The following is a 12,335-nucleotide window of genomic DNA, read 5'->3' as shown; positions in this document are numbered from 1 at the left end:
TCCGCCCAACCCGCCGCGAGTGCCCAACACCGGTCCACTCCGCCACCCGCGCCCACGGCGAGCAACCGCCCGCACGAGCAAACCACCAGGGTAGCCCGCGCGACACCGCAGGGATAGGCTTCGTCCACGCTCCCCCAGCGCGCAGCACCGCACCTCCGCGAGACGAGCCCTCGCGGAACGCACCGTTGCATTTCGTGGCCTGAGCCGAGGTGAGCTCGACGTGACCCGATCCACCGATGCCCGAACAGCACGAGTCCCCCTCCGTGCGACGCGAGGCGATGCACTGCGCCCAGCCCTGCTGCTCATCGCCGTGCTCGCGCTCGCCCTCGGCGGCATGCAGCTCGCCGTCGGCGTCACCGCACCCGTCCCGTTCTGGGTTCCGGCGGCCTTCACCAGCGTGTTCTTCGTCTGGACTGCCGCCGGCATCATCGCCTGGTGGCGGCGTCCCCTGAGCATGGTCGGCGGGCTGCTGCTCGTCGGCGCGATCGCCATGTTCCTCGGCGGGGTCGGCAACCTCACCCTCCCCGTGCTCACGGAGCTCAGCGCCGTCTTCGCCACCATGATCCTGTCCGTCACCGTGCACCTGCTGCACGCCTTCCCCTCCGGCCGACTGCAGGGGCGCCTGTCGATCGTCACCGTGAGCGTCGGGTACGGCGTGACGCTGCTCCTGCAGATCCCCCTCTACGTCCTGCCGCCCGAGTCCCCCTCGCACGTCATCGCCGTCTGGGTGCAGGCGGCCGTCGGGCTCGCCGTCATGGGGGTCACCGCCGCGCTGCTCATCGGCAGGCTCCGCTCGGCCGACCCGAAGAACCTCCGAGTGCTGCTCCCCCTGTACCTGTACGGCATCCTGGCCGTGCTGAGCATCCCCCTCTCCGCGAACGTGCTGCGCCTCCTCGGCACTCCCGCCGAGGTGATCGGCTCCATCCAGCTGGTCGTCATCGCGGGCATCCCCATCGCCTTCCTCCTCGGCGTGCTCATCGGCGGCTACTCGCAGACCGTGGAGGCGGAGGCGCTCAGCGCCTGGCTCAGCCTCGCCGGATCCGCGCGCACCGTCGTCGGCGCAGCCCTCGCCCGCTCGCTCGGTGACGACTCGCTGCGTGTCGCCTACTGGGCGGACGAGCGGCAGGCGTTCGTCGACGAGGAAGGGCTCGACGTGGATGTGCGCGCACAGTCCGAGCCGCGCCGCTGGCAGGAGGTGCACGTCGAGTCCCGACTGGTCGGTGCCATCAGCTACGACGGGCGGATGATCGCCGACGCGGACAGCGTGCGCCGGGCCGGGCGCGTGCTCGCCATCGCGCTCGACCGCGAACGCCTCACCGCGGCGCTCCTCGCCAGCAACGAAGCGCTGCAGCAGTCGAGGCTCCGCATCGTCGAGACCGCCGACCGCGAGCGCGGCCGCATCGCTCGTGACCTGCACGACGGGCTCCAGGTGCAGCTCGTGCTGCTCGCCCTCGAGGCGCAGCAGATCGCGAACTCATCCGCCGCGCATCCCTCCACCGTGACGGAGGCGACCGCCTTGCGGCACCGCATCGACGTCGCCGCCGCCGACCTGCGCAGCCTCGTGCACGCCGTGCTGCCGTCGGCGCTCGTGGAACGCGGGCTGACCGCGGCCGCGGAAGACCTCATCGATCGCCTCGAGATCCCGGCGCGGCTCGTGAGCGACGCCGACGATGCCGCTCTGTCCTCCGCCACCTCGCAGTCGGCGTACCTCATCGTCGCCGAGGCCCTCACGAACGCAGTCAAGCACTCGGAGGCGCGCTCGGTGGAAGTGCGCATCACGCAGACGGGAAGCCTGCTGAGCGTCTCGGTGCGCGACGACGGACGCGGCGGCGCTCGCCTCGAGGGCGGCTCCGGGCTGAACGGGCTCGTCGACCGCATCGACACCCTCGGCGGGTCCTTCGCGTTGATCTCCCCCGTCGGGTCGGGAACGGAAGTACGAGTGGAGCTGCCATGCGAGTCGTGATCGGTGAGGATGAGGTGCTGCTGCGGGAGGGCCTGGGGCTCGTCCTCAGCAACGACGGATTCGAGGTGGTCGCCTCGGTCGGCACCGCCGTCGAGCTTGAGATCGAGGTCGCACGCCACACCCCCGACCTCGTGATCACCGACATCCGCATGCCCCCGACCTTCACCGACGAAGGCCTGGTCGCGGCGCTCCGCATCCGCCATGCCCACCCCGAGGTGGCGGTCGTCGTCCTCTCACAGCATGTGCAGCGGAGGTACGCGAACGAGCTGATCGGGCATCGCGAGGGGGGCGTCGGCTACCTCCTCAAGCAGCGCATCGCCGACGTGCGCGCGTTCACCGCGGACCTGCGCCACGTGCAGGCCGGTGGCACGGTGCTCGACCCCGACGTCGTCGCGGTGCTCGTCGCGCGCGCGAGCAAGCTCAGCGGGCCCGTCGGAGACCTCACGCCCCGACAGCTCGAGGTGCTCGGCCTCATGGCGGAGGGGCGCAGCACCAGCTCCATCGCCGCCCGCCTCGGGTCGACCGAGAAAGCCATCGTGCACCACACGTCGAACATCTACGACGCCTTCAGCCTGCCCGTCGCCGCCGACGACCACCGCCGCGTGCTCGCCGTGGTGCGCTACCTGGCGGCCGCCGGCGATCTGGAAGGCGGAGCGAGCATCCGCTGAAGGGTCTCGCGTGTCAGTCGAACCCCGACCGGTGCGGATTTGTAACAGGCGCGCGTTTCTGGGCATGTAGGAGATGTGAGCCCGAACAGACTCGAGAACCACCGCGCCGAGCGCTTCTCCGCGCTGTACGACGACAGCTACGTCGACGTGCTGCGCTTCCTCGCCCGCCGTGCACCTCTCGACGCAGCCGAGGACGTCGCCCACGAGGTCTTCCTGACCGCGTGGCGCCGCTTCGACGACGTGCCGACGCTCCGCGACGAGGCGCGCGCTTGGCTGTTCGGGACCGCGCGCAACTGCCTGCTCCGCGAGTGGCGCGACAGCGGCAAGCGGAACGACCTCAGCGTGCGGATCGCGGACGCCGAGCAGACGTCGCCGTTCAGCGACGAGGCGAGGGCAGCTGACACCCGCCTCGACCTCGCCACCGCCTGGAATCGTCTCGACCCGAACCACCAGGAGGTCCTCTCGCTCGCGATCTGGGAGCAGCTCCCCTCCGCCCTCGCCGGAACAGTGCTCGGCATCAGCGCCCAGAGCTACCGCGTCCGCCTGCACCGTGCCAGAGCCGCGCTGCGTCAGCACCTCGAAGAGCCGACACCACCACCGCATTCCCCCTCGACCGTCACGGAGCGCCAGGCATGAACGTCGACGACGAAACACTGAAGCAGCTGCGAGGGCTCGACGCGGCGTCGTTCACGACCCTGACCGAGAAGCAGCGGGCACGAGCCGAGACGGGCAAGGCACGCATCCTCGCCACTCCTCGCGAGGGTGAAGCGCAGCCGGTCCCCTCCACCCGTTCTCGCAGAATCCGCGCACGCACCCGCTCCCGACTCGCGTGGAGCATCGGCCTCGTCGCCGTGACGGGCGCCGCCGTGACAGCACTGGTGTTCGCCGCGACCACCTATCTCGGCGACCCGGCCCCCGTCGTCGGCACCACGCCGGACGCGACGAGTGAGCCGTCACCGTCGACGCCCGCACCCGCACATCAGCCGCAGCTGACCGAAGCCGAGGCAGTTGCCGGGTGTGTCGAGGCGTGGCGACCAGATCCGTCCATCCAGTCACCAGAGCGGTACAACGCCACCTACGTGAACGACAAGGCCATCGCGAACGTCGTGGACGGCGAATGGCAGATCACCCTCGTGCCGACGCAGCGGCCCCAGGCCGAATGGAACCTCTACTGCAATTCGACCGGCGAGGTCGTGATGATCTACACGAACGGCTACGAGGATTGGCCGACTCTCGAAGAGACGCAGACAACGACGATCGCTGAGACGGTGCTCCTCGCCGCCAACCAGGCCCCGGAAACGGTCATGGAGACTCAGGACGGCGGGACGCTCGGGCTCAACGAAGGCCGCTGCTGGGTTGTGATCCAGGGCGACTACCAGACTCTGGTGCAGTTCCCCTTCGGCTCCACCCTCACGCCGGACGGCTTGAGCGTGGAGGTTCCTGGTGTCGGCATTGTCGGCGTGGGCGACACCATCGAGGGCGGTGGTGTCGGTCACGCTGTTCCCGAGACGCCTGCGGTCTGCGGGGGCCCAGGCCAGCCCATGATGTTCTGGCAGGTGGTCTCGTGACCGGCTAGCCCTCCACGGGCTTGCTGTACAGCGCCCCGATGAGCGCCTTCGCGATCTCGGTGGCCGGCCCCGCGCCGTTCGCCGCTGGGGCGAGGTTCGCCCACACCACCAGCGTCACGTCGGCCTCCGGGTCGTAGCCCATGAAGGAGTTGAAGCCGGGCAGCTCGCCCGTGTGGCCGTAGAACTGGCCGAAGTGCGCGATGTTGTAGCCGTACGACGGGTCGCCCGGGTTCTTCGTCGTCGGCTGGAAGCTGTCCATCCGCGCCTGCTGCATGTCCGGTTCGAGGATGCCGCCGCTCTTCCCGCCGAGCGCTTCCACCCAGTCGGCGAGGTCGCCCGCGGTCGAGAGGCCGGCGCCAGCCGACCAGGCCCACGACGGGTTGTCGAGGGTACCGTCGTTGGGCGTGAACGTGCCCTCCTCGACCTGCTTCATGAGGTCCGGCGGCAGCTTCGACGAGCCGAGCGTGTTGACGTTGGTCCACCAGAAGTAGCCATCCGAATGGGGCGACGGGATGCTGCTGTCGCCGATCTCGGGGAACGACGTCTCGTCGAGGCCAAGGGGCGTGAAGATGCGGTCCTGGTAGATCTCAGCGAGCGGCTTGCCGTCGAGGTCCTCTGCGATGAGGCCGAGGAGGATCGTGTTGGTGTTCGAGTAGTGGTAGTCGGTGCCCGGCTCGAAGTCCACGGGCAGCGGCAGCGCCATCTTGATGAGCTCCTCCGGCTGCCACACCCGGTCGGGTTCCTCATCCAGTGCCGTGTTGAGCTCCAGCGTCTCCGTGTAGTTGGCGAGCCCGCTGCGCATGAGCAGCATCTGCTCGATCGTGATGTTGTCACCGTTCGGCACGTCTGGCCGGTACTTCGACACCGGGTCCTCGAGCGCGATCCTGCCCTCCTGCACGAGCTGCAGGATGACGGTGCCCGTCCACGTCTTCGTGTTGGAGCCGATGCGGATGTGGTCGTCGACCGAGACGGGCGTGCTGCCGCCAGGCTTCGTCACGCCGTAGGTCGCCGTGAACTCCCCCTCCGGCGTGCGCAGCAGCATCACCGCGCCCGGCTGACCGAGCGCCTCAGCGGTCTCCTCGAAGAGGGCGGTCACGGCCGCTTCGTCGAAGGGCTTGAGCGTGGATGCGGGGGCCGAGGCTGCCGGCGTCTCAGCCGCGCAGGACGCCAGCCCCAGAAGGGCCACCAGTGCTGCGGCGGTCACCGTCGTGCGCTTCGCGATCGTGGACATGTCCTGTCTCCTCATCTGGTTCGTGCGCGTGCATCCTGGTCGGTCAGTAGGCCTGCTGGATGATCGCCGCGACCTGGCCGACGTTGTCGTTCGCTTCGAAGACGCCCGGCATGCCCTCGTAGAAGCCCTGGTTGACGATGATCGTGAAGGCCAGGTTGCGGCCTGACTCGGTCTGCATGACGCCGCCGAGGGTCTTGGTCGCCAGACGGAGCCGGCCGTTGAAGGCGTCGCCGCCCACGAGCGTCCCCGTCTTCGCGTACACCTTCCCGGCGGCGGGACTGTCCGTCTGCACGTCGGCGAGCGACCCGTCGACACCCAGGATGGGCATCGTGTCGCGCCACCGCTCGGCGTCCGGCCGCCCAGCCATGAGCGACTGGATCTGCACGGCGTTCCTCGGGGTGATGTAGTTGCCCTCGAGGCCCGAGCCGTCGACAAGCGAGGCGCCGGTCGTATCGAGGCCGGCCTCGGCCCAGATCGCCTGCGCGACGCCCATGCCATCGTCGTCGCAGTCGTCCTTGCCCGCGTCGACCGCAAGTCGGCAGATGAGGGTCTGCGCGCCGCGGTTGTAGCTGACCTTCATGACGTAGGTGATCTCCTCGGCGAGCGGGAGCGATTCGAGCTCGGCGACCGCGGGCAACGCCTCGACGGCATCCCACTCGGGGAGCGCCGACGTCGGGTTCTCCGCGAACGGGTCCGCGCTGACCGTGACGCCCGCGCGTTCGAGCGCCTCGATGAAGGCCGTGCGCGCGAACGTCGACGGGTCGTCGAACTCGAAGACCCGCAGCACGGGGTCGGCATCTGCGGCGATCGTGCCGGACACGACGAGCGTGTTGGGGTCGCTCGCCGATACCTTCGGCGCGGAGACCTTAGATTCCTCGCCCGCAGGCACCGTCTCCACCTGCAGGTCCAGCATCCACTGGCCGACAGCTGGCGTGAGGGCCGCGGTCGCGGGCTGACCCGCCTCCCCCGGCGTGACGAGCACGTCGAGGAGGTTCTGGTTGATGACGATGGGCGTGATCGGCTGCTCAGCGAGCGTCCCCTGGAACAGGCGGTCGTCGATGATCACGTCACCGGCCACCGTCGTGATGCCAGACGCCTTCACCTGCGCGGCCAACTCGTCGAGGCCCGTGAGCGGGTCCTCCGGGGTGAGCGTCGCACCCGGCAGCGGGTTGGCGTCGTTGTGATCGAGGTTCGTGAAGCTGACCGTGCCGTCGGCCTTCGTGCGACCGCCCATCGTCAGGTCGCCCTGACCGACAAGCACGAGGTCCCCGTCGAGGCTCCCCGCCGTCACCTGCCCGGACTGCTTCACGGGTGTGGTGACGGTGTGGTCTGGCCCCCACTTCACCCAGGCCGCCCCCGCACTGTACGTCTTCACGAACGAGCCGGGCTCGGCGAGCTTCTCCCCGTCGAGATCGATGAGGGTCTCCCCCGTGTCCAGGTCCTCGACCGAGATCGACCAACGGCCGCTCGCGAACTGCGGCTGATTCATCACCTCGAGCGCCTCATCCGGGAGCCCCGGAACCGAGACGAGCGTCGTGCCGTCCCACACCGGCACCTCCGCGTCGTTCGCGTCGGCCGCGACGCACCCCGTGAGCAGCAGCATCGAGACGGCCCCCGCCGTCAAAACGCTTACGCCGCGGCCGAGCCCTGGTCGGCGCATCCGCACGGCACCCTCGCCCGAGTTGGGCCTGCCGGCGATCATGCGCCCGTTCCGTTCGCGAGGACCTCAGCCAGCGCGCGGAAGCCCTGATCCGCTGGATGCGCATCCGGGTTGTTCGAGACGTTCATGTACACGACGATGCTCGCCCCGGTCGCCGGGTCGTGGAAGGTCGCAGCCGTGAAGCCGAGGCCCTCCCCGTTGTGCCCGAACCAGCCGTTCGTCTCCCCCATGCCGACCGCGTACAGGTCGTAGGGCGGGCTCGGGATCTTGTGCCCGATCTCCCGCAGCTCCTGCGTCTCCGGCTTCAGCAGCGCGCCTGTGCCGAGCGTCTCGGCCCACGCCCTGCCGTCTTCGAGGGTCGAGAACAGCGAACCGGCCGGCCCGAGGATCGAGGAGTTCTCCTCCATCGGCATCGGCTCGCCGTCGATGACGTACCCGGTGGGATGCGGCTGCGCCCAGTCGTCGACGTCCGTGATGTACGTCGTGCCGGTCTGCCCGAGCGGGGTCAGGATGCGCTCCTGGATGGCGTCCGCGTAGGCCGCGCCGGTGACCTTCTCGACGACCGCGCCGAGCAGGTTCGTGTTGGCGTTCGTGTACACGTACTCGGCACCGGGCTCGAACTGTGCGGGCTGGTCGAGGACGAAGCTGTTGAGCTCCTCGAGCGTGTAGATCTTCGTCGGGTCGGCGAGGAACGCGTCCTGGAAGGCTTCGGTGACATAGTCCGCGTTGCCGCTCGACATGTTCGCCAGCTGCAGCAGCGTGATCTGGTTGCCGTTCGTGACGCCCTCCACATACTGGTCGATCGTGTCGTCGAGGCTCAGCTCGCCCTCGTCGGCGAGCTGCAGGATCATCGAGACCGTGTACGACTTCGTGATGCTTCGGATGGGCCACGACATGTCGGTCGTCGTCGGCGTGTTCGCCTCCACGTTCGCGAGGCCGGCAGCGGTCGTCCACGAGCCCTGGCCCGGAATCCACACACCGACAGCAGCGCCCGGAACGTCGTACTCGGCCATGACCTCATCGAGCGCGGCCTGCAGCTCGTCCTGGAGCTCAGCGGGCAGCTCGCCCTCCGGGGCGGCCGACCTGGTCACCTCCGGCGAGGCCGGGTCTGCGGAACTACCGCCGCCGTCACCGCCGGCACTCGTGCATGCGCTCACCAGCAGGCCGAGCGCGGCCGTCAGCGCCGCGAGCGGCAGGATACGGGAGGTTCGGAGTGGAGCCTGGTGCGTCGGCATGATTCCTCATTCGTCGAGGTTCCCTGAGACGCGTCGGGGGGGGGGTGTGGCGTCTCAGGAAACAGACTCGCGGACGAGTGCGGGGCGCGGAAGGGACCTAGGTCCCTGTTGGTCTGGCCCCGTCGGGAAGCTCCTCGGGAGGCAGGGCGCTGGCCTCAGCCGGAGGGATTCTCGACCGGGAAGCCGTCGGCATCCGTGCCTGCTTCAGGGTCGACCTCGCTCGGCGGGGTGGGCGTGCTCACATTGCGAGCCGAGTCCGGATCGCCACGGTCCTCTCCCACGGCGCGGACGCTTCTCAGGGCGTCCCGCTCGGCGGCCTCGGCCGCCTCCGCTGCGCTTGGACCCTCGTCGGATGTGTCGGCACCTGCTGGCTCATCGGTCATGGCCCGGACGCTACGCGACGAAGATCTGCAGGCCCAAGGGGTTGCGCGCCAGCGCTGGCGGTGCATCCTTCGGCCGTCAGCTGCGGCCGATGTCCGGGTTGCCACTCTCAACCGACGAGACCTGTGCGGCTCGTCGCCTGCGCGCCGCCTCACGGTAGACGACCCAGAGGAGCGTCGTCGGCAGGATCAGCAGGATGCGCAGGAAGAGGTCTCCGGTCTGGAAGGACGCAGCGACGACGAGTATCGACAGCAGCACGAGACCCGCGAGAATCCAGCGGCATTCGGTCCTGGTGTTCATATCGACCTCCGGTGTTCGAAATTGTGGCTCGTATTCCGGTCGCGCTCCCGTGAAAGCACTCGCGACCCAGCCAAGCAGTCGTCGCTCCGCGTTCGCTCCGCACGCTCCCGCGCAGGGCCCAGGAACGTTGGTATGGCCATACGGTGACGCTCCAGCGGTCCGGCGCACCAGCAGTCCGGCGCACCAGCAGTCCGGCGCACCAGCAGTCCGGCGCACCAGCGACGGAAGCCCGGGCAAGGCTGCGCTCAGGCCGAGCCGGTCCGCACCGCGTCGACGTGCATCGCCGTCTGCTGGAGCGCCGAGCGCAGCGAGAAGCCGGTGAGCTTCTCCCAGCCGGCCGACCACGTCAGGCGTGAGGCGATCTCGAAGATCGAGGCGCCCGGCGAGACGGCGAGGGCGTCCAGCACCTCGTCGGTGCGCTGCTGGTGGTGGCGCGCATGCTCGGCGCACCGCTGCGCGAGACCCGCGAACCGGAAGCCGTGGCCCGGCACAGCCTCGTCGACGCCGAGCTCGATGAGGCGCCGCAGCGAGCGCTGGTACTGCAGCACCGGGTTGTCGCCGTCGTCGCCGCCGAGACCGAGACCCGGGTGCAGCACCGGCGAGACGTGGTCGCCCGTGAAGACCAGGCGAGCGTCGTCGTCGACGAGCGAGAGGTGGCCCGGCGTGTGTCCCGGCGTGTGGACGGCGCGCATCCGCCGCCCAGGGACGTCGAGCAGCTGAGCATCATCGACGAGCACGTCGGCTTGCAGCGACACGGGCGTCGCCGAGCGTCCCACGAGCGTGAGGATCTCGGGGTGGCGTTCGACCGGCACTCCCCAAGCGGTGAGCCGCGTGCGTTCGGCGGCGCCGTTCGAGCGGTCGGCGGCGAGCCGGTCGAGTGCCGCCTGCTCGGCCCGGTGCAGCACGATCAGCGCCCCCGTCGCACTCCGAAGCCGCTCGGCTAAGCCGAGGTGATCGTGGTGCAGGTGCGTGACGATGATCGATCGCACCTGGTCGAGCCGGTGTCCGGCGGCCGCGATGGCCTCGGTGAGGATGCCAAGGTTCTCATCGGAGCCCGAGCCCGGATCGACGACGTGCACCCCGCCCGCATCATCGGCGACGACCGATGCGAGCGTGCACGGGATGCGCCCGCCCGGCGTCGGCCCCGGTGGCATCGGGATGCCCACGGTCCAGATCCCGTCGCGGACGAGCTCGAGCGGCGCGACGGCTCCCGCGTTCCAGGCCGCTTCCTGCGGGGCGCTGCTGGCCACGACCCCGGAGCTGCTCATCGCTCGTTCACCAGGTCGGACACGTTGCCACACGCAGTGCTTCCCATACCTGAAGCCTAGGACGTCGCTGCTTTTGGCTCACTTGGGTGCGTCAGGGCGACTTGAAACGGCAACCCGCCGCCCCTCGTGACCAACATCAGTGCGATATCGGCCGAAACCGCCTCCAGAACGGCGATTCGGCCCGATATTGCACTGATGTTGGACAGCGAACGCGGCGAACGCGCCGGTGGGCGAGTTAGCTGCGCAGCGCGAACATCGACACGAGCTCGTACACGACGTGCGCCGCGGCGACGCCGGTGAGTTCCGCGTGGTCGTACGCTGGCGACACCTCCACGACGTCGGCTCCGACGACGTTGAGGTCAGCGAGCCCGCGCAGGATCTCGAGCAGCTCGCGGCTCGTCATGCCGCCGGCCTCCGGCGTTCCTGTGCCCGGCGCGTGGGCCGGGTCGAGCACGTCGATGTCGATCGAGATGTAGAGGGGGCGGTCGCCGATGCGCTCGCGCAGCTGCTGCACGACGGCGTCAGCTCCGCGGCGGTAGATGTCTGCAGAGCTGACGATGCCGAAGCCGAAGCGCTCGTCGTCCTCGAGGTCCTGCTTGCCGTACAGCGGGCCGCGGGTGCCGACGTGGCTCAGCGCATCCGTGTCGAGCAGACCTTCCTCGAACGCGCGACGGAACGGGGTGCCGTGCGTATAGGCCGCCCCGAAGTACGTGTCCCACGTGTCGAGGTGCGCGTCGAAGTGCAGCATCGCGACGGGGCCGTGGATGCGCGCCATGTTGCGCAGCAGCGGCAGCGCGATCGTGTGGTCGCCGCCGATGGTCACGACCTTCGCCCCGGTGTCGCTCAACGCCTTGGCCGCGGCCTCGACCGTGCCGAGCGCCTCCTCGATGTCGAAAGGGTTGACGGGCACGTCGCCCGCGTCCCCAACCTGCTGGGCGGCGAACGGGGACACGTCGAGCGTCGGGTGGTACGGCCGCAGGAGGCGGCTCGACTGGCGCACGTGCGCCGGACCGAAGCGAGCTCCGGGGCGGTACGAGACGCCGCTGTCGAAGGGAACGCCGAGGATCGCGACGTCGAGCTGCTCGACCTCGTCGACCCGCGGCAGCAGCGCGAACGTGGCAGGGCCCGCAAAGCGCGGAACCTGTGCCGAATCTGTCGGTCCGACATTGCCGTTCTGCGTCACCCGAGGCGGGTTCGTCCAGAAGAAATCGTTGCTCACTATGGGGCCTCCTTGCCGCGTGCTTCTCAGTCGAAGCTAGCGAAACGGGGCCACTCCAACGCGCGCACTTTGCACCTGCCCTGGCGCAGGCGGGTGCAAAGCGCACCCCTTTTCGCGATCCAGTCCGGTCCACGCCGACGGCCGTCACCACGCGCATCCACTCCACGTCCAGCCGAACCCAGTCAACCGAGCCCAGTCAATCGTGACCGGCCAAGACCGGCGATACCCCGACTGCGTCGCCCGCGACCGCGATCGCTGCCAGCCAAAACGCCCTTGAAGACCGCCGCAAAGGGCCATATGTCTGGCAGCGATCGTGGCGGTGCAAGCCGAAGGAGCCATCTGACTGCCAGCGATCGTGGCGGAGCCAGCCGAAGGGACCATCTACCTGGCAGCGATCGTTGCAGAACCAACCGAAGGGGCCATCTGACTGGCAGCGATGGGCGCTGTGCGAGCGGATGCATCCCCCTGGCCCGCGGCGACCAGCGCGCACGGCCTACCGACGCAGGAAGCCTCACCCAAACCACCGCGATCACTGCCAGCCGAAGCGCCCATTACAACCGCCGTGAAGGGCCATTCGGCTGGCAGCGATCGATGCAGTGCCGACCAAAGGGGCCATTCGGCCGGCAGCGATCGTGGCCGTGCCAACCGAAGTGGCCACTTGACTGGCAGCGATGGGCGCTGTGCGAGCGGATGCATCCCCCTGGCCCGCGGCGACCCGCGCGCACGGCCTACCGACGCAGGAAGCCTCACCCAAACCTCCGCGATCACTGCCAGCCGAAGCGCCCATTACAACCGCCGTAAAGGGCCATTCGGCTGGCAGCGATCGATGCAGTGCCGACCAA

11 protein-coding genes are annotated in these 12,335 nt (G+C 69.3%); 4 read left to right on the top strand and 7 right to left on the bottom strand.

Annotated features, from left to right (window positions below; all coding sequences use genetic code 11):
• Nucleotides 1-220: 220 nt before the first annotated feature.
• The 4 genes from C5C17_RS06620 (at nt 221) to C5C17_RS06605 (ending at nt 4,199) form a co-directional block, all read left to right on the top strand.
• The gene (locus tag C5C17_RS06620; protein WP_104252598.1) at nt 221-1,963 is read left to right on the top strand and encodes a sensor histidine kinase; all 1,743 of its coding nucleotides are present in this window, start codon (nt 221-223) and stop codon (nt 1,961-1,963) included.
• On the top strand, nt 1,951-2,631 hold the full coding sequence (locus C5C17_RS06615; protein ID WP_104252597.1) for a response regulator transcription factor: 681 nt from the start codon (nt 1,951-1,953) through the stop codon (nt 2,629-2,631). The genes C5C17_RS06620 and C5C17_RS06615 overlap by 13 nt, the downstream gene beginning before the upstream one ends.
• Before the next feature lie 75 nt (nt 2,632-2,706).
• Entirely contained in the window at nt 2,707-3,267 is a 561-nt protein-coding gene (locus C5C17_RS06610; protein WP_104252596.1) for an RNA polymerase sigma factor, read from the top strand.
• Nucleotides 3,264-4,199 carry a hypothetical protein gene (locus C5C17_RS06605; RefSeq protein WP_104252595.1) on the top strand — a complete coding sequence of 312 codons (936 nt, stop codon included), beginning with the start codon at nt 3,264-3,266 and terminating at the stop codon, nt 4,197-4,199. Before C5C17_RS06610 ends, C5C17_RS06605 begins: the two co-directional genes overlap by 4 nt.
• Nucleotides 4,200-4,203: 4 nt before the next feature.
• Here the strand turns inward: C5C17_RS06605 and C5C17_RS06600 are convergent, their stop codons facing one another.
• The 7 genes from C5C17_RS06600 to speB form a co-directional block, all read right to left on the bottom strand.
• Nucleotides 4,204-5,430: a serine hydrolase gene (locus tag C5C17_RS06600; protein WP_104252594.1), complete on the bottom strand. Its 1,227-nt coding sequence runs from the start codon at nt 5,428-5,430 to the stop codon at nt 4,204-4,206.
• 43 nt (nt 5,431-5,473) lie between these two features.
• Complete coding sequence (gene dacB / locus C5C17_RS06595; RefSeq protein WP_104252593.1) at nt 5,474-7,132, bottom strand: D-alanyl-D-alanine carboxypeptidase/D-alanyl-D-alanine-endopeptidase; 1,659 nt, start codon at nt 7,130-7,132, stop codon at nt 5,474-5,476.
• The gene (locus C5C17_RS06590; protein ID WP_104252592.1) at nt 7,129-8,325 is read right to left on the bottom strand and encodes a serine hydrolase; all 1,197 of its coding nucleotides are present in this window, start codon (nt 8,323-8,325) and stop codon (nt 7,129-7,131) included. Before C5C17_RS06590 ends, dacB begins: the two co-directional genes overlap by 4 nt.
• A gap of 155 nt (nt 8,326-8,480) precedes the next feature.
• Entirely contained in the window at nt 8,481-8,708 is a 228-nt protein-coding gene (locus tag C5C17_RS06585; protein ID WP_104252591.1) for a hypothetical protein, read from the bottom strand.
• A 76-nt stretch (nt 8,709-8,784) separates the two neighbouring features.
• Complete coding sequence (locus C5C17_RS06580; protein WP_104252590.1) at nt 8,785-9,006, bottom strand: hypothetical protein; 222 nt, start codon at nt 9,004-9,006, stop codon at nt 8,785-8,787.
• Between the two features lie 245 nt (nt 9,007-9,251).
• Nucleotides 9,252-10,274 (bottom strand): MBL fold metallo-hydrolase, encoded by a 1,023-nt coding sequence (locus C5C17_RS06575; RefSeq protein WP_104252589.1) that lies wholly within the window; start codon nt 10,272-10,274, stop codon nt 9,252-9,254.
• A 235-nt stretch (nt 10,275-10,509) separates the two neighbouring features.
• Complete coding sequence (gene speB / locus C5C17_RS06570) at nt 10,510-11,493, bottom strand: agmatinase (protein ID WP_258066028.1); 984 nt, start codon at nt 11,491-11,493, stop codon at nt 10,510-10,512.
• Nucleotides 11,494-12,335 lie beyond the last annotated feature (842 nt).

Source organism: Pseudoclavibacter sp. RFBA6 (assembly GCF_002931575.1).
Lineage (GTDB): Bacteria > Actinomycetota > Actinomycetes > Actinomycetales > Microbacteriaceae > Pseudoclavibacter > Pseudoclavibacter terrae.
This window is presented reverse-complemented; position numbering and strand designations above follow the sequence as displayed.